The organism is Streptomyces sp. NPDC037301 (genome assembly GCF_055602785.1).
Genome location: NZ_JBVJWD010000055.1, coordinates 24,046 through 41,356 on the forward strand (window position 1 = coordinate 24,046; position 17,311 = coordinate 41,356).

Annotated in this window: 17 protein-coding genes; 11 read left to right on the top strand and 6 right to left on the bottom strand. The window is 68.1% G+C overall.

All coding sequences use genetic code 11. From position 1 onward, the window contains the following. Positions 1-241: 241 nt before the first annotated feature. The 7 genes from ACZ7IB_RS41795 to ACZ7IB_RS41825 all read left to right on the top strand — a co-directional run bounded on the left by ACZ7IB_RS41795 (position 242) and on the right by ACZ7IB_RS41825 (position 8,351). A complete protein-coding gene (locus ACZ7IB_RS41795) occupies positions 242-646 on the top strand; it encodes a hypothetical protein (RefSeq protein ID WP_470920016.1) in 405 nt (134 codons plus the stop codon). After that, positions 643-2,433, top strand: a complete 1,791-nt coding sequence (locus tag ACZ7IB_RS41800) for an alpha/beta hydrolase (RefSeq protein WP_470920017.1) — start codon at positions 643-645, stop codon at positions 2,431-2,433. Before ACZ7IB_RS41795 ends, ACZ7IB_RS41800 begins: the two co-directional genes overlap by 4 nt. Then, on the top strand, positions 2,430-2,972 hold the full coding sequence (locus tag ACZ7IB_RS41805) for a hypothetical protein (protein WP_470920019.1): 543 nt from the start codon (positions 2,430-2,432) through the stop codon (positions 2,970-2,972). Before ACZ7IB_RS41800 ends, ACZ7IB_RS41805 begins: the two co-directional genes overlap by 4 nt. A 285-nt stretch (positions 2,973-3,257) precedes the next feature. Further along, positions 3,258-5,576, top strand: coding sequence for an alpha/beta hydrolase (locus ACZ7IB_RS41810; protein ID WP_470920021.1), 2,319 nt, complete (start codon positions 3,258-3,260; stop codon positions 5,574-5,576). Beyond that, positions 5,573-6,169 (top strand): hypothetical protein, encoded by a 597-nt coding sequence (locus ACZ7IB_RS41815; RefSeq protein WP_470920023.1) that lies wholly within the window; start codon positions 5,573-5,575, stop codon positions 6,167-6,169. Before ACZ7IB_RS41810 ends, ACZ7IB_RS41815 begins: the two co-directional genes overlap by 4 nt. 111 nt (positions 6,170-6,280) lie before the next feature. Beyond that, positions 6,281-7,291, top strand: coding sequence for a C40 family peptidase (locus ACZ7IB_RS41820; RefSeq protein ID WP_470920024.1), 1,011 nt, complete (start codon positions 6,281-6,283; stop codon positions 7,289-7,291). Between the two features lie 328 nt (positions 7,292-7,619). Continuing rightward, on the top strand, positions 7,620-8,351 hold the full coding sequence (locus ACZ7IB_RS41825; RefSeq protein ID WP_470920026.1) for a phosphatase PAP2 family protein: 732 nt from the start codon (positions 7,620-7,622) through the stop codon (positions 8,349-8,351). A 131-nt stretch (positions 8,352-8,482) separates the two neighbouring features. On the opposite strand, the gene ACZ7IB_RS41830 is transcribed toward ACZ7IB_RS41825, so the two are convergent. Beyond that, positions 8,483-10,117 (bottom strand): FAD-binding oxidoreductase, encoded by a 1,635-nt coding sequence (locus ACZ7IB_RS41830; RefSeq protein WP_470920028.1) that lies wholly within the window; start codon positions 10,115-10,117, stop codon positions 8,483-8,485. 68 nt (positions 10,118-10,185) lie between these two features. Continuing rightward, a complete protein-coding gene (locus ACZ7IB_RS41835; protein ID WP_470920030.1) occupies positions 10,186-10,374 on the bottom strand; it encodes a hypothetical protein in 189 nt (62 codons plus the stop codon). Between the two features lie 133 nt (positions 10,375-10,507). Between ACZ7IB_RS41835 and ACZ7IB_RS41840 the strand changes: the two genes are divergently transcribed. Together ACZ7IB_RS41840 and ACZ7IB_RS41845 are read left to right on the top strand one after the other, a co-directional pair. Further along, a complete protein-coding gene (locus ACZ7IB_RS41840) occupies positions 10,508-11,413 on the top strand; it encodes an SCO4651 family lipoprotein (RefSeq protein WP_470920039.1) in 906 nt (301 codons plus the stop codon). A gap of 144 nt (positions 11,414-11,557) precedes the next feature. Further along, positions 11,558-11,752, top strand: coding sequence for a hypothetical protein (locus ACZ7IB_RS41845; RefSeq protein ID WP_266359403.1), 195 nt, complete (start codon positions 11,558-11,560; stop codon positions 11,750-11,752). A 92-nt stretch (positions 11,753-11,844) separates the two neighbouring features. Here the strand turns inward: ACZ7IB_RS41845 and ACZ7IB_RS41850 are convergent, their stop codons facing one another. Continuing rightward, positions 11,845-12,183 (bottom strand): metal-sensitive transcriptional regulator, encoded by a 339-nt coding sequence (locus ACZ7IB_RS41850; RefSeq protein ID WP_470920032.1) that lies wholly within the window; start codon positions 12,181-12,183, stop codon positions 11,845-11,847. 199 nt (positions 12,184-12,382) lie between these two features. On the opposite strand from ACZ7IB_RS41850, the gene ACZ7IB_RS41855 reads away from it, so the two are divergent. Both ACZ7IB_RS41855 and ACZ7IB_RS41860 read left to right on the top strand, forming a co-directional pair. Then, positions 12,383-13,003, top strand: coding sequence for a DUF47 domain-containing protein (locus ACZ7IB_RS41855; RefSeq protein ID WP_114245730.1), 621 nt, complete (start codon positions 12,383-12,385; stop codon positions 13,001-13,003). A 5-nt stretch (positions 13,004-13,008) separates the two neighbouring features. Then, positions 13,009-14,007 carry an inorganic phosphate transporter gene (locus ACZ7IB_RS41860; protein ID WP_327273922.1) on the top strand — a complete coding sequence of 333 codons (999 nt, stop codon included), beginning with the start codon at positions 13,009-13,011 and terminating at the stop codon, positions 14,005-14,007. A 270-nt stretch (positions 14,008-14,277) separates the two neighbouring features. On the opposite strand, the gene pstB is transcribed toward ACZ7IB_RS41860, so the two are convergent. Genes pstB through pstC form a run of 3 tightly spaced genes read right to left on the bottom strand, consistent with a single transcriptional unit; the run spans position 14,278 to position 17,160 of the window. Continuing rightward, positions 14,278-15,054, bottom strand: coding sequence for a phosphate ABC transporter ATP-binding protein PstB (gene pstB, locus ACZ7IB_RS41865; protein WP_383959836.1), 777 nt, complete (start codon positions 15,052-15,054; stop codon positions 14,278-14,280). 28 nt (positions 15,055-15,082) lie between these two features. After that, complete coding sequence (gene pstA / locus ACZ7IB_RS41870; RefSeq protein ID WP_470920035.1) at positions 15,083-16,168, bottom strand: phosphate ABC transporter permease PstA; 1,086 nt, start codon at positions 16,166-16,168, stop codon at positions 15,083-15,085. After that, entirely contained in the window at positions 16,165-17,160 is a 996-nt protein-coding gene (gene pstC / locus ACZ7IB_RS41875; RefSeq protein ID WP_470920037.1) for a phosphate ABC transporter permease subunit PstC, read from the bottom strand. The genes pstA and pstC overlap by 4 nt, the downstream gene beginning before the upstream one ends. Positions 17,161-17,311: the final 151 nt, after the last annotated feature.

Below are 17,311 nucleotides of genomic sequence, written 5' to 3' on the forward strand. Positions count from 1 at the left end.
CCACGTTCCCTCCGTGTGTCTGCCAACTCGCGCCAGCGGTGCGTGACATGTGGCGACCGCCACTGTTGGCGGATCCGGCCGACCGGCTCGGGCGCGGCGTGGTGGTAGCCCGTTCGGGTGAAATGCGGGGCCTGGTGCGCGGGGCCTGCGAGGGCCTGACGCCTTGAGGCGCGTGCGGGCGCGGCGTGTCGCCCGCACTGGATTTGGCACAGTGCCGCTCCACGATCAAGGACGGAACGGGGTGGCCGGAGTGGCAGTGGTGGGACAGCCGGGGGGCCGGCAGCGGCTGAGTGATCTGGCGGGCGAGGCGGGTGGCGGCGGCAGGGACGTACTGAAGCACAGCGACGGGGTCTGGTTACGGGCCGCCGGTGGTGCGGAGGGGATGTGTACGCACCTCGGCCCGGTGAAGTCGGAACTGGAGACAGCGCACCAGGGCCTGCTCGCGGGGACCGGAGGTCTGACCGCGCTGGCGGAGCTGGGATCGGTACGGGAGTCGTGGGTGCGACGGTTCGAGCTCGCGCGGGGGGAATGCGGGGCGCTGGCCGGGAAGCTGAGGGCTGTCGCCCGGGCCCAGGGCGAGACGGACGAGACAGTAAAGGCGTCGTTCGCGTCGGTGGCGTCGTCGGGTCGGGGTGAGGTGCGATGACCCTCACCTGGGCACAGTTGCGCGACCTGAAGTGCGGCGAACTGGAGGGTGCGGCCGACGGGTGGGGCAGGGCGAGCAACCGTGCCGACGCGGGCCGGGACCGCATCGAGACGCAACTCCTGACCGGATTGCGCGGTACACAGCGGGGCGCGGCGGCGGACGCGGCGGTCGGTCGGCTGCAGCAGATGAGCCGGAACCTGCAATACGTCTACACGGAGTGCGGATTGCTCCGTACGACGCTGAACAGCCTGGCCCATGAGCTGCGCATCCAGCAACGGGCTTTGCGGGAGGCACTGGATGATGCGGAGTCCCTGAAGTTCACCGTGCACGCGGACGGTTCGGTGACGTATCCGGCGGCGGGCGAGGGCCTGATCGACGGAAAGCCGCTGCCGGGCGGGACGGCGTCGGTGGGTTCCCTGCCGGGCCTCCTGCCGCCTTCGGGTCTGGTCGCGCCCAACCCGAACGTGTCGAAGGCGCAGGACATCGCGGACCGGGTGGCGAAGGCCGTACGGACGGCGGCCGAGATCGACTGGCGGTACGCCCGCATCCTGCGCCAGATGAGGGCCGAGGAGGGCCTGAAGGTCCCCGACGCCACGTGGACCGATGCGGCGGGCGATGCGGCCGCGGTACGGGACGCGGCACGCGGCTACCTGAAAAACGGCATCCCCCGCGACGCCTCACCGGCCGAGCGGAAGGCCTGGTGGGCCGGCCTGACGGACGAACAGCGCGAGGAGTACCTGGCGGTGTACCCGGACCAGATCGGCAACTTGGACGGCATTCCGGCTGTGGTGAGGGATGCGGCGAACCGGGACAACCTGCAGCTGCTGATGGGGAAGCTGGAGGGGCGGGACGACGCGAAGTCGGAGACGCAGTTGGCGGGGTTGCGGGAGATCGACCGGCAGTTGCAGGAGGGGCGGCAGCCTCCGATGTTCCTGCTCGGCATTGGGGACCAGGGGAATGGGCGGGCGATTGTCTCGTTCGGGAACCCCGATACGGCTCGGAATGTTTCGGCGTATGTGCCGGGGTTGAGTACTGCACTAGACGAGGATTTCGCGAAGAACGATCTCAAACGTGCTCGGGATACGGCGATCGGAACTCAGGCGCATGACGCTTCCAGTGCGGCGATTGTCTGGCTCGGCTATGACGCACCGCAAACGCCGGTCGATGACCCACTGGGATCTTTTGCCGTGATGGGTGACGAGAGAGCTGAAAGAGGTGGGTTGGCCTACAACGGTTTCATGGCGGGCCTGAAAGCAACGAATGATAACGAGGACCCGCATCTGACTGCTATTGGTCACTCTTATGGTTCGCGGACTGTGGGTGCTGCCACGCAGCATGGAAATGGGATCCCGGGGGTTGACGACATCATCCTGGTTGGTAGCCCGGGGGTGGGAGTTGATCGTGCCGAGGATCTAGGGGTTGGGAAGGAGCACGTCTTTGTCGGGGCTGCAGAACACGACGTGGTGACCAAGCTTCCGTCCAAGCAGCAGAGCGCCGTCGGTGTGGTGGGGATGATCGCCGCAGGGCCGGCCGTGTCCTACATCGCAGGAGATATCGCTGATCAAGGGGACGACGATCTCTGGTTCGGTAAGGACCCGGCGAGCGAGGCGTTCGGTGCGCGACGTTTTCCTGTGGACGAAGGTCCGCGACTGCTCAGTGGCAGAGGGGTCTCATTCGATGCGCACCGTCAGTACTTCGATCCAGATAGGGATACTTCATCGGCTAACAGCATCGCTCTAATTGCTTCGGGCAAATCTGAGAGAGTAAAGGCTGAGGACTATCGATGAGGCCGCGAATCCGAATGATGACTGTGGCGCTTCTGTTGTGTGTGTCACTTGCCGGGTGCGTGAACTATGGAAAGAGAACTGACATGGATATGCAGGAAGCGGCGGTTCACGCAGACGGCATCATGGATGCGACGTTAAAGAGTATTGAGCCGAAGGTGCAGTGGGCTCACGGGCCCACGACCACGGGGAGTTGTGCTGTGACTCGTAGACGCACGGTGATGACCGTTGTGTCCGCGGCGCGCCGGGGGAGCTTTCTGGGGCTGGTGGAACGCATTTGGCGGAATCGTGACTACAGGATCAAGGGCGTCAACAATGACGTGGACTCCCCAGCTATCTACGCCCAGACAAGAGATGGGTTCGGCGTCACTCTGATTATCGGTGGTGCGGGCCAAGCCTTCTTCGAGGTAGACAGCCCCTGCGTAAATGAGTCGGAGGTCGCCGAATCCACCACCCCATCAAACGGCCCCGCCTACGAGGGCGTCTACCCCCTCCCCCGCCCCAACGTCCGCTCCGACTTCTGGTCCGCCGGAGCTCCCTGACGTCACGTCATCATCCCCAATGGCCCATATCAGGCCAGTCGGTGGAGTAAGGGACAGGCTGGCCGCCTGGGACTTTGAGTCCTGCATTGGGCCCTGGGGCCCATGCCGCGCCCAGTGTTGGTGTGGTCGCATACAGAGACCGGGGGAACTGTCGCTGCGCCCACTCACCAAGCTGGGAGACTCGTCGTGTCTGGCATACGAGAATTAGCAGTACCGGGTGGCGCCGGCATAAGCGCTGCCGAGGCCCGTCCGGGCAGACAGTCGTTGTCGCGTCCTCTGCAAGCGGTGCTGATTCTCGTCCGGCTGCTCTTCGTCGTCACCGTCGTGGGTGCGATCGACGCGCTGGTCGTGGCGTCGTCCGTCGATGCGGTCGACGGTCACCTCCTGGGCATGGTGCTGTACGCCGCACTGCCCGGTGTCACCGGATTCGTACTGTCGCTGTACATGCGGACCGGCGGCGTCTGGATCTGGCGCGGGCTCCTCGCCGTACACGTCTGGCTCGCCCTCGGCGCCCTGGCGACACTGAGCGAGGACACCGGCGGGCAGGGTGTGACGCAACTGGTGATGCCGGTTGTCGTCGTCGTCCTGTTGTTCCGGGCCGGCTCGCGCGAATGGTTCGGGCTCAGTCCTGAACAGCGCGCCGAGCACCGGCCGTTCAGCATCGCGCGGATGATCAAGTGGCGTCGGGACGCCGGTCAGACCGCGATGGAGTACCTGGGCATGATCCTCGTGGTCGTGGCCCTCATCGGCGGGCTCGCGGCGACGGGCATCGGCGGGCAGCTGACCGGGGAGATCCGTAACGCCATCTGCCAGCTGACCGGAAGCGCCTGCCCGGCACCCGATGTCGACGTGGTCGCCGGCAACGGCACAGATACGGGTAACGGCGGCGGCACCTCGACCGGGGGCGGATCCGATTCCGCCGGCGGTGCGGGATCCGAGGGCGCGACCGTGACCGGGGGCACGGGGTCCGGCGGCTCGGACACATCCGGCGGGTCCACCACATCCGGCGGCTCGGATTCCGGCGGGTCCGCCTCATCCGGCAGCTCCGGCAGCTCCGGTGGCTCCGGTGGCACAGACAGCACCGGCGGCTCCGACACCTCCGGCGGTTCCCCCGAATCCGCCTCCGGCGGTTCTTCTTCGCAGGTCGACGCGGGTAGACAAAACTCGGACACCGACTCCTCCCGCCCCTCGGACGGCAACTTCCTCACCGGCGTCGTCGGCGACGACGGCCTGTGGGGCGACGTCAGCGGTGTCGTCGACACGGTCTCCCACCCCGTCGACACCGCCAAGGACATCGCCGACCAGTACGCCCAGGCCGCACGGGGCGCCGGCGGCAAGTGGGACAAGGGCAAGTACGTAGCCGCCGCCTGGGACATGACCAAGGCTTCCGGCGGGGGCGGCGGCGCGGTGGCCGGGCTGCCCGGCTCCGGTAGCCGCGTCGAGTCGGCGGTACGGGACGCGAAGCGCAAATACCTCAACGACCGTATTCCCTACAATGGGACTGCCGCCCAACGCAGGGACTGGTGGAACGGGCTGACGCAGCAACAGCGCGATCAGTACCTGGAGCTCTCCCCGGACAAGATCGGCAATCTGGACGGCATCCCGGTGGCGGACAGGGACGCGGCCAACCGGAAGAACCTCCCGGACCTGATTTCGAAGCTGGAGGGGAAGACCGACTCCAAGTCGAAGGACCAGCTGGCGGCGTTGAAGGAGATCGACCGGCAGCTGCAGGAGGGGAGCAAGCCGCCGATGTACCTGATCGGCATCAGCGACGAGGGCAACGGGCGGGCCATCGTCTCCTACGGGAACCCCGACACCTCGAAGAACGTGTCGGCCTATGTGCCGGGGCTGAACACCTCCCTCGACGAGGAATTCGCGAAGAACGATCTCAAGCGTGCCCGTGACACGGCGATCGGCGCCCAGGGTTACGACTCGTCCACCGCGTCGATCGTCTGGCTGGGATACGACGCACCGCAGACGCCGGACGGGCTGCACAGCCTGGCGGTCGCGGGCACCGGCCGTGCGGAGAAGGGCGGCGTGGCCTACAGCGACTTCATGGGTGGTATCGCGGCCACCAATCAGAACAAGGACCCGCACATCACGGCCATCGGGCACTCCTACGGTTCACGTACCGTGGGCGCCGCGACGCAGCGCGACGGTGGTATTCCGGGGGTGGACGACATCATTCTGGTAGGCAGTCCGGGGGTGGGCGTGGATCGCGCCGTGGACCTCGGCGTCGGCAGCGGGCATGTCTTCGTCGGTGCCGCGGCCAACGACCCGGTGACCAAGCTCCCGTCCAAGACACAGACCGCCGTGGGTGCGATCGGGATGCTTCTGGGAGGGCCCGCCGGTGCATACCTCGCCGGAGACCTGGCCGACCCGGGCGACGACGACCTCTGGTTCGGCAAGGACCCGGCGAGCAAGGCCTTCGGGGGCACGCGGTTCCCGGTGGCCCCCGGCCAGCCTCTGATCAGCACCGACGGTGTGAGCTTCGACGCGCACTCCAACTACTTCGATCCGGTACGGGACGCTATGTCGGCGGACAGCATCGCTCTGATCGTGTCGGGACACTCCGACCGGCTCAAGATGGAGGAACAGCGATGAAGCGAAGGTTCCAGATCGTCGCGGTGGCCTTGGCTTTCGGCTTCGCACTGTCCGGCTGCGGCAACGAGAGCGGACAATCGAGCGGCAGCGAGAGCGCCGGGGCCACCAAGAGCACCAAGAGCACCAAGGAGAGCGGCATGGACATGCAGGAGGCCGCCGAACGGTCCGACGGCATGCTCGACGCCGTGCTGAAGGAGATCGACCCCGAGGTGCAGTGGGCGCACGGCCCGACGACGACGGGCAGCTGCGATGTGACGCGCAGGCGCACCGTGATGACCATCGTGTCGGCGGAGCGCCGGCAAAGCTTCCTGGACCAGGTCGAGAAGTTCTGGCGCAAGAGCGATTACCGCATCAAGGCGAAGAACAACGACAAGGAGTTCCCGGCGGTCTACGCACAGACGAAGGCCGGCTTCGGCATCAGTGTGAGTTTCCGCGGCAAGGGGCAGGCGTTCTTCGAAGCGGACAGCCCCTGCGTGAAGGAGTCGAAGGTCGCCGACTCCACCTCCAAGCCGAACGGGCCCGCCTACGAAGGGGTCTATCCCCTTCCGCGCCCCAACGTGCACTCCGACTACTGGTCCACCGGAGCATCCTGATGGCTGGTCAGTGCGCCGGAGTGGCCGGTCAACGACCTTGATGACCCGGTTGATTCGTACACACCCGCGAAATCGCTCATGAACCCGGCTCCGATGGGGGATGGTTGAGGGGTGCGGAAATTCTGGGTGGTTGGTGGCATCGGCGTCGGCATGGCCATGTGCTTCGTGGCGCTGCTCGTCGTCGGTACGTACTCCGCTGCTGCCGGACTGGTCAGTTCCGGCAGCAGCGGAGCCGTCGCGCTGGCGAAGGGGGCGGTGCCCGCGAAATTCCAGCCCCTGGTGCAGAAGTGGGGCAACCTCTGCCCCGCCATCAACCCGGCCCTGCTGGCCGCCCAGTTGTATCAGGAGAGCGGGTGGAACCCCCGGGCCGAGAGTCCCGCCGCCGCTCAGGGCATCGCCCAGTTCATCCCGGGCACCTGGGCCGGTCACGGGATCGACGGGGACAAGGACGGGGACCGGGACGTATGGGACCCGGCCGATGCGATTCCGTCCGCGGCCTCGTACGACTGCGAACTGGCCGGGTACGTGAAGAAGGTGCCGGGGGATCAGACGGACAACATGCTGGCCGCGTACAACGCCGGTGCGTACCGGGTGATCCGGTCGGGCGGGGTTCCGGACATTGAGGAGACGCAGAACTACGTCACCATCATCCGGTCCCTGGAGAAGAGCTTCGCCCGGCCCGTCGGACGGGTGCAGCCCTCGCAGCAGGCGGCCGGGGCGATCTACTTCGCGCAGAAGAAGCTCGGTACGAAGTACCTGTGGGGCGGCAACGGTACGGCCGCGCAGGGCGGGCGGTTCGACTGTTCGGGGCTGACCCAGGCCGCGTACCGCACCGTGGACATCGAGCTGCCCCGGGTGGCGAACGATCAGTACAACGCCGGGCCGCACCCCTCGCGGGACGAACTGCTCCCGGGTGACCTGGTGTTCTTTTCGGACGATCTGAACAACTCACGGGCCATCCACCACGTGGGGCTGTACGTCGGCGGCGGGTACATGATCAACGCTCCGTACACCGGGGCCGTGATCCGGTTCGACAAGATCGATACGCCCGACTACTTCGGGGCGACGCGCGTGACCAAGGACGGGGCCGCGGCCCTTCCGACCGCCCTCCCGGCGGCATGACGCCGGGCCGGCGGTGGCCGGAACTCTCCGTGAAGCCTGGGCCCTGAGCTGCGACGATGAGTCACTCTTCGATAACGTCATGGTGATCATTCGGTGGAGAGTGGAACGTACGCACGGGGCACGTCGTTCCCTGGGTGGACCGGACAGTGGTGCACCGACCATGCGGCGCCGACCGGGGAAGACCTCAGGGACAGAGCCGCCACGCAGTACTGATCCGCGCATTACCGATTTACCGATCCACGCAGTGATCGAACCGACACGGGGGTTCGTCAAAGCGGTGCACATGGGTGTGGACCGCGGTAGCAGACAAGGCAAGGGGCCGCAGCAGATGGCTGGACTCGCACTGGATGGGTCGAACCCCGACGTCAGCCTGCTCTATGACATCAATGGACTCGCGAAGTCCGCTCCCACCTGGTTCGACCGGGTCATGGAGTTCGTCGGCGAGTACGGGATCATGCTCGGCATGGTCCTGGTGGTCCTGTGGTGCTGGTGGAGCGTGCGCCGGCGCGGCACGGCCGATGACTCGGTGACGGCGGTCGCCGGGATCGTCTGGGCGCCGCTCGCCGCCGGGATCGCGCTGCTCATCAACATCCCGATCCGCGGCTTCGTGGAGCGGCCGCGTCCGTTCCGGGATCACCAGGGGCTGGATGTCCTGGTGGACGGGAAGAACGACTTCTCCTTCGTGAGCGACCACGCCACGATGGCGATGGCTCTGGCCGTCGGGCTCTTCGTGGCCAACCGGAAGTTCGGCATCGCCGCGATCGCGCTCGCCCTGCTGGAAGGCTTCTGCCGGATCTACATGGGTGTCCACTACCCGACCGACGTCATCGGCGGATTCGCGCTCGGCACGGCAGCCGCTCTGCTGCTCGCCCCGCTGGCGATGATGCTGCTGACCCCGTTGGTGGCGGCCGTCTCCCGTTCGGACCGGCTCGGGTGGCTCGTACGGTCGCGCCGGCCGGAGCTGTCGGTTGCGGCGGACGGGCGGGCCGGGGCGTTCGGGATTCCCGAGCCGCGGCCGGGGACTGGCGGCGGGGCCGGCGAGAAGGACCTGGCCGCGTAGGAGGCGGCCGGGACCATCGGTGGCCGGTGCCGGGGCCGGGGTTGTGGTCGGACGCCGAGCCCCCGGGCCGGACGCCAGGCCCGTGGCCGTACGTCATGCCCGTGACCGCACGGCACGGGCATCACCGTACGTCAGAGAGCGTGCGGGAAAGCGAAGAGGCGGCCGGGGTCGTACTGCTTCTTCAGCTGGGTGAGACGGTCGGCCGCCGAGCCGTAGTAGGCCCGGCGCCAGTCGGTCAGCGTCGGGTCCGTGTAGTTCTGGTACGCCGCTCCGGACGCGTACCGGCGCATCGCCGCGTGGGTGTTTTTCAGCCAGTCCTGTTGGGCGCTGCCCGCCGTGCCGGGTCTCCAGGCACCGATGTACTGGGCGAGTACGCGTGAGCGGCGGTGGACGAAGGCCGTCGCCTGTGGGGAGACCCGGTTGATCGCCCCGCCGAGTGCGGTGAGCGCGATGGAGCCGCCGCCTCCGCCCTGGGTGACGGGGATCCGGGTGAACGCCTCGGCCCGGTCGAGCAGGGCATTCACGCCCGCCGGGGGCAGGGAGCGGTCGTAGAAGTCGGACGCGGCGGCGTACGTCTCGCGCTGGAGGGTGCCCTGTGGGGTGCGGCCGGGTGTCGTGCCCGGCAGATGGCACTGGGCGTCGGTGATGCCCGAGCAGCCCGCGTACACGAGCATCGACTCCTGGTAGCTGCGGCGGCGCAGCGAGACGGAGGAGGCCGGGGCACCGATCCGGTCGGCGAGGCGGTCGACGGCGTTCTGCAGTTCGCCGTAAGTACCGAGGCTGAACGCGGCCACCGAAACGGTCGGGTGGCCGCCGCCCGGGCCCGCGGCGAGATGTGCCGAGGACCAGATCTGGTCGGGCTGGGACGGTCCCCACTCCTGCCAGGCCTGGATGACGGCCCGGGCGCGCGACCACGGCCAGGACATGTACGCGGTGACGGTCTGCGGGGCCGGGCGGGTACGGAACGTCAGCTCGGTGACCACGCCGAAGTTGCCGTTGCCCGCGCCGCGCAGCGCCCAGAAGAGGTCCGGGTGGTGTTTGGCGTCCGCGGTGAGGGTCTTGCCGTCGGCCGTGACGACGGTCGCCGCGGTGAGGCTGTCGCAGGTCAGGCCGTACGCGCGGGAGGCGACACCGTGGCCGCCGCCGAGGGTGAGGCCGGAGATGCCGACCGTGGGGCAGGAGCCACCGGGGATCGTCAGACCGTGGCGGGCGAGGCCCCGGTAGACGTCGATGAGCTTGGCGCCCGCGCCGATCGTGCCGTTCCTGTCGACGCGGGACAGTGACGAGACGTCAAGGACGAGGCGTCCGTTGCCGCTCGACCAGCCGGCGTAGGAATGACCGCCGCTGCGGATGGACACGGGGGTGGCGGTGCGACGGGCGAAGGCCAGGCACTCGCGGATGTCCGCCTCGTGCCTGACGTATGCGACGGCGGCGGGCTTCTGAACGTCGAAGCGGGTGTTGTAGAGCTGACGGGCGGTCGGGTAGGCCGCGTCCTGGGGGCGTACGAGGGTGCCGTCGAGGCTCCTGGCCAGGGCGGACCAGTTCGCCGGGCCGGAGGGGGAGGGTTTCGACGGGACCGATGAGACCGGTGAGGCAGGAGTGGTGTTGCCCGCGGTGCCTGACGTGCCCGAGGAGTTGCCCCCGTCGCCGGTTCCGGAACCGGCGACGGATGTGCCGCTGCAGGCGGTCGCGGTGACGCCGGTGAGTGCTGCTGTGGCGCCCGCGGTGAGCAGGGTGCGCCGGTCGGGCAGGGGTGGCAGGTTCATCGGACCTCCGGGTCGTGGAGCTCAGGGCCGGTCGGTGGGGGAGAGGTCAGGGGAGTGGAACGAGGGAGTCAGGACGCCGCGCTGTGCTCCGCGGCGTCCGTGCGGGCCCGGTCCCGGGAGCGGCGGGCCGGCCCGGACCAGCCGCAGCTGCAGCGGGCGGTGCAGAACGAGCCGCGTTCCACGGTCGTGGGCTCGTGCCCAAAGGACGCGGGGGTGGGGGGAGTTTGCGGGACCTCATCGGTGTGTTGGACATACACCCGTCCACGGTACTGGGCACGGCCACCCGGCGGTGTGGCGTACGGGAGCGGCGTGACGGGGGACACGGGCTGTCGTTATGCGGAACGGGTGGAGGGCTCGGGCAAGCGGTACGTCGTTGGGGGTTGGCAGGCGATGGTGGTGCAGCAGCACAGGTCCGGAGGCGGGGCGCGCGCTGTCTGCGCCCTTGCCGTGGTGGGCGTGATGGCGGCGACCGCCGGATGCTCGGGCGGCGGTGGCGGCGGCGACCGTGCCATGGCCGATGAACGGGGCGGGGCCGACTCCCTCGACGCGGTCCACCGCGCGGCCGCGGTGCTCGCGGGGACGGTGAGTGGGACCGGGACGGGGACGGTGATCGGGGCCGGAGCCCGGTCCGTCGCCGGAAGCGCCGAGGTGCGTACGTCGATGGAGACCGCGGCGGGCGGGACGCGGGTGACGATCAGGGGCCGGGGGACGTACGACTTCCGCAACCAGGTGGGCCGGCTCAAGGTCGTGCTGCCCGAGGACGCCGCCGGCGAGGACGAGCACCGTCCCATCACCGAACTGCTGGCCCCCGGTGCGCTCTACATGATGAACCGCGGCGCCGGTGTGCCCGCGGACAAGTGGGTCAGGATCGACACGACGACCCTGGAGGACGGCAATCTGGTCACTGGCGGAGTGACCGATCCGACGGCCGCCGCCGAACTGCTGCGCGGGGCGCGGCAGGTGACGTACGTAGGAAGGACCGAGCTCGCCGGAGTGGCCGTGCGGCACTACCGGGGGATCTCGGACATCGGCCGGGCGGCGCGCGAGGCATCGCCGAAATCTCGCGGGGCACTGGCCGCGGCGGCGAAAGGGTTCCACACGGACACGGTGGCGTTCGACGCGTATCTGGACGAACAGGGGCGGCTGCGCAAGGTGCGCCACCGGTTCAGCTTCGCCAACGAGGGGCCGGCGGTGGAGGTGGTGTCGACGACGCTGCTGTACGGATTCGGGGTACCGGTCTCCGTGCGACTGCCGGACGATCGCGACATCTACACCGGGAAGATCCGGCAGAGATAGCCGGGCGGCACTCGGGCGAGGGCACGGACGAAGGCGGGGGCGTAGGCATGCCGGCGGGTGCGAAATGGTCCGTCCGTGCCATGCGCGGCGTGTGGTCCGCTCCCTACGCTAGGAAGTCGGCGACGGCAGTGAGAGGTGAGTGACGTGGTGACGCTCGGCACGCGGACCGTATCTGACCATGTGGCCCTCGCCGAGATCGAGCTCTGCGGTGAGCTGATGATCGCCGCGTCGGCCGCGATCGGGGAACGGCTCAGTGCGGACCGTATCGACGAGGTGCTGAACGTCCGGGTGATCACTGAGCGAACCGCCGTCCCCCGGCAGGCCGACCACCGGGGGTGAGTGCGGGGCCCCGCCCCGCGTCAGACCCTGCCCCGCACCGGGCATCCCCGGCCGGCACCGGGCATTCTTCCCGCACCGGGCATCTCCCCGTATCAGGTACGGAGCAGGCGGGCGATGGCCTTCGTGGCCTCCTCGACCTTCGCGTCGATCTCGTCGCCTCCCTTGACCGCCGCGTCGGCGACGCAGTGCCGCAGGTGCTCTTCCAGCAGTTGGAGCGCGAAGGACTGGAGCGCCTTCGTGGACGCCGAGACCTGGGTGAGTATGTCGATGCAGTAGACGTCCTCGTCGACCATCCGCTGCAGACCGCGGATCTGGCCCTCGATCCGGCGCAGCCGCTTGAGGTGTTCGTCCTTCTGGTGGTGATAGCCGTGAATACCCCGGTCGTGGTCGGTGACGACGGGCTCCGTCTCCGCGGCCTCGGTGGTGGTCATTGCTGCCTCCCGTTTTCCCTTAACCCTGCCGTTTATATACCCCTGGTGGGTATATCCTAACGAATTCTGCCGAACCGTGACCGGGGGCCCGTGCTGATCACAGTGCCCGATGCGCGACACTGAAGAATGCCGGTTAGCCGTGGCCGGATGATGCGCCTAGCATCAGCCTGACCGAATCCAAAGCATCCGAGGACCCCACGTGCGCTTTCGTCTGACCCCCAGGGAGACGAGCTTCTATGACATGTTCTCCGCATCCGCGGACAACATCGTCACGGGCTCGAAACTCCTGATGGAACTGCTCGGGGCGGACTCTGCCTCCCGAGTCGAGATCGCGGAGCGCATGCGGGCAGCGGAGCACGCGGGGGACGATGCCACCCACGCGATCTTCCACCAGCTGAACTCCTCTTTCATCACGCCGTTCGACCGCGAGGACATCTACAACCTCGCATCGTCGCTCGACGACATCATGGACTTCATGGAGGAGGCCGTCGACCTGGTCGTGCTGTACCAGGTCGAAGAACTCCCCAAGGGCGTGGCGCAGCAGATCGAGGTGCTGGCCCGGGCGGCCGAGCTGACCGCCGAGGCGATGCCGGGTCTGCGGACGATGGACAACCTCACCGAGTACTGGATCGAGGTCAACCGTCTGGAGAACCAGGCCGACCAGATCCACCGCAAGCTGCTGGCCCATCTCTTCAATGGCAAGTACGACGCCATGGAGGTGCTGAAGCTCAAGCAGATCGTGGACGTGCTGGAAGAGGCGGCCGACGCGTTCGAGCATGTCGCCAACACGGTGGAGACCATCGCGGTCAAGGAGTCCTGAACCACGTGGACACCTTTGCGCTGATCGTGACCATCGGTGTCGCGCTCGGCTTCACTTATACGAACGGCTTCCACGACTCGGCGAATGCCATCGCCACGTCCGTCTCCACCCGTGCACTGACACCACGTGCGGCACTGGCGATGGCCGCGGTGATGAACCTTGCCGGTGCATTCCTCGGCAGCGGTGTCGCCAAGACCGTCAGTGAGGGTCTGATCGCGACCCCCGAGGGGGACAAGGGGATGGGAATCCTCTTCGCCGCGCTCGTCGGTGCGATCATCTGGAACCTCGTCACCTGGTACTTCGGGCTGCCGTCCTCGTCCTCGCACGCGCTGTTCGGCGGCATGGTCGGTGCGGCGCTCGCCGGCGGGACACTGGTGCACTGGGACGGGGTGCTCGACAAGGTCGTCATCCCGATGTTCCTCTCGCCGGTCATCGGCCTGGTCGTCGGCTATCTGGTGATGGTCGCGATCATGTGGATGTTCCGGAAGGCCAACCCGCACAAGGCCAAGCGCGGCTTCCGGATCGCCCAGACGGTCTCGGCCGCGGGCATGGCGCTCGGCCACGGTCTGCAGGACGCGCAGAAGACGATGGGTGTCGTCGTGATGGCCCTGGTCATCGCCGATGTCGAGAGCCCGAGCGACCCGATTCCGGTCTGGGTGAAGCTCGTCTGCGCGCTGATGCTCTCGCTGGGTACGTACGCGGGTGGCTGGCGCATCATGCGGACGCTCGGCCGGAAGATCATCGAGCTGGACCCGCCGCAGGGGTTCGCCGCGGAGACGACGGGCGCGTCGATCATGTTCGGCTCGGCGTTCCTGTTTCACGCGCCGATCTCCACGACGCATGTGATCACCTCGGCGATCATGGGTGTGGGCGCCACGAAGCGGGTGAACGCGGTGCGGTGGGGTGTTGCCAAGAACATCATCCTGGGGTGGTTCATCACGATGCCGGCCGCGGGGTTGGTCGCCGCCGCCAGTTACGGGGTTGTGGTGCTGCTGTTCGGGTGACGGGGCGGTGGGGTCGCCGGGGTCGTCCGGTGGCCGCTTCGCCCTTTGCCCGGCGTGATCGTGGTTGTACGGAAATGGGGCCGCCCCCACTCCCCCTGCGGGGAGTGGGGGCGGCCCCTTCGCCTTGCGGTGGCACCGCCATGCAGCACCTCAAGGCAGTCTGAGGACAAGGCCGGTTCGCCGGAGGGGTGAGGCGGTTCGCCGGTGGAAACCCACCACCGGGCGTAACCACCCACGCCCCCGGCCCACGTCAGCCCCGTTGCCGGGTGACTATCCGAAGCGTCCCGAGATGTAGTCCTCGGTTGCCTGAACGGACGGGTTGGAGAAGATGCGTTCCGTCTCGTCGATCTCCACGAGCTTGCCGGGCTTGCCGACCGCCGCGAGGTTGAAGAACGCCGTGCGGTCCGAGACACGGGCCGCCTGCTGCATGTTGTGCGTCACGATGACGATCGTGAAGCGCTCCTTCAGCTCGCCGATCAGGTCCTCGATGGCGAGGGTGGAGATCGGGTCCAGGGCGGAGCACGGCTCGTCCATCAGCAGTACCTCCGGCTCGACCGCGATCGCGCGGGCGATGCACAGGCGCTGCTGCTGGCCGCCGGAGAGACCGGAGCCGGGCTTGTTCAGCCGGTCCTTGACCTCGTTCCAGAGGTTGGCGCCGCGCAGGGACTTCTCGACGATGTCCGACAGCTGGTTCTTCTTGTACGAGCCGTTCAGCTTGAGGCCCGCCGCGACATTGTCGAAGATCGACATGGTCGGGAACGGGTTCGGACGCTGGAAGACCATGCCGACCGTGCGGCGCACGGTGACCGGGTCGACGTTCGTCCCGTACAGATTCTCGTCGTCCAGCAGCACCTTGCCCTCGACGCGGCCACCGGGGGTGACCTCGTGCATACGGTTCAGGGTGCGCAGGAAGGTGGACTTGCCGCAGCCGGACGGGCCGATGAAGGCGGTCACGGAGCGGGGCTCCACGGTCATCGAGATGTCCTCGATGGCGAGGTGGGAGCCGTAGTAGGCGGACAGGCCGCTGACGTCGATGCGCTTGGCCATCTGAATCACTGCTTCTTTCGTGCCGCGGTCAGCGGCCGGTCTTCGGGGCCTTCCAGCGGGCGATGCCGCGGGCCACCAGGTTGAGGATCATGACGAAGGCGATCAGGACCAGGGCGGCGGCCCAGGCACGGTCGTACGACGGCTCGCTGCCGATCTTGTACTGCTCCCAGATGTAGAACGGGAGCGAGGACTGTGCACCTTGGAAGGGGTTGGGGTTGATCAGCTGGCTGCCGAAGACCAGCAGCATGATCGGCGCGGTCTCGCCGGCGATCCGGGCGATCGCGAGCATCACACCGGTGGTGATGCCGCCGATCGCGGTGGGGATGACCACCTTCAGGATGGTGCGCCACTTCGGGATGCCGAGGGCGAGCGATGCCTCGCGGAGCTCGTTCGGGACGAGCTTGAGCATCTCCTCGGTGGAGCGGACCACGACCGGGAGCATCAGGATCGACAGGGCCAGCGAACCCATCAGGCCGGATGGCTGGAGTTCCGCCATCAGCATGATCGACAGGATGAAGAGACCGGCGACGATGGACGGGATACCCGTCATCACGTCGACGAAGAACGTGACGGCCTTGGCGAGCGCGCCCTTGCCGTACTCCACCAGGTAGACGGCGGTCAGCAGGCCGATCGGGGCGGAGATCAGGGTGGCGATGCCGACCTGCTCCAGGGTGCCGATCAGCGCGTGGTAGACGCCGCCGCCCGCCTCGATGCCGGGGACACCGGCCATGGAGTGGGTCAGGAAGTAACCGTCGAGGACCTTGGCGCCGCGGCTGACCGTCGTCCAGATCAGCGAGAACAGCGGGACGACGGCAAGGAGGAAGCACACCCAGACGACGCTGGTGGCGAGGCGGTCCTTGGCCTGGCGCTGGTTCTCGACGACCGTCGTCGTGACGTACGAGATGACGACGAAGAGCAGGGCGGAGAGCAGTCCCCACTGGGTGTGGCTGCGCCAGCCCGCCGCCGCGCCGATGCCCACGCCCAGTGCGATCGCGACGGCCGCGAAGGCGAGGGGGGCCCAGCGGGGCAGGGCCCGGCTGCTGAGGCTGGTCTTGCGTGTGGGCGCCATCGGGGTGGGGCGTTCCTGGATGCCGGTGTTGGCTGCCTGGCTCATGCGTTGGCCCCCGAGTATTCCTTGCGGCGGGCGATGATCAGCCGGGCCGCGCCGTTGACCAGCAGGGTGAGGATGAAGAGCACGAGGCCGGAGGCGATCAGGGCGTCGCGCCCGAGCTCGTCGGCTTCGTCGAACTTCGCGGCGATGTTCTGGGCGAAGGTTCCGCCACCCGGATTGAGCAGATGTCCGGAGATGACGAAGCTCGGCGACAGGACCGTGGCGACGGCCATCGTCTCGCCGAGCGCACGGCCCAGGCCCAGCATCGAGGCGGAGATCACGCCGGAGCGGCCGAAGGGGAGCACCGAGAGGCGGATGACTTCCCAGCGGGTGGCGCCGAGGGCGAGGGCGGCTTCCTCGTTCATCTTCGGGACCTGGAGGAAGACTTCGCGGCTGACGCTGGTCACGATCGGCAGGATCATGATCGCGAGCAGGATGCCGACGGTGAAGAGCGAGCGGGCGACGCCGACCTCGGTCTTCTCGAAGAAGTAGGTCCAGCCGAAGAACTGGTCGAGCCAGAGGTTCAGGCCCTCCAGGTACGGGACCAGGAAGAGGGCCCCCCAGATGCCGTACACGATGCTCGGCACTGCGGCGAGCAGGTCGACGACGTACGCGAGGGGCGCGGCCAGCTTGCGCGGCGCGTAGTGCGAGATGAACAGGGCGATACCGACAGCGACCGGGACGGCGATGGCCATCGCGATGATCGAGCTGACGATCGTGCCGAAGAGGAGGACCGCGATGCCGAAGACCGGGGGGTCGCCGGCCGGGTTCCAGTCGAAGGTGGTGAAGAAGTTGCCTTCGTCCTTGGACACGGCGAGCGCGGCGCGGTAGGTGAGAAACACGGCGATCGACGCCATGATCACGAGCAGCAGAATGCCCGAGCCCCTTGAGAGGCCCAGGAAGATCTTGTCGCCCGCGCGCCCGGTCTTGGGCCTGGCGCTCTTGCGCGCCACCGGCGGTGCCGGCGGCGTGTCTATCGGTGTGGTGGAAGCCATGGTCTTTCCGGTCTGTGTGGGGGAGCGGTGGGCTCCCCTGGCGGCGGTGCACCGGATGGGTGGTGGGGGGGGGGGGGGGGGGGGGGGGGGGGGGGGGGGGGGGGGGGGGGGGGGGGGGGGGGGGGGGGGGGGGGGGGGGGGGGGGGGGGGG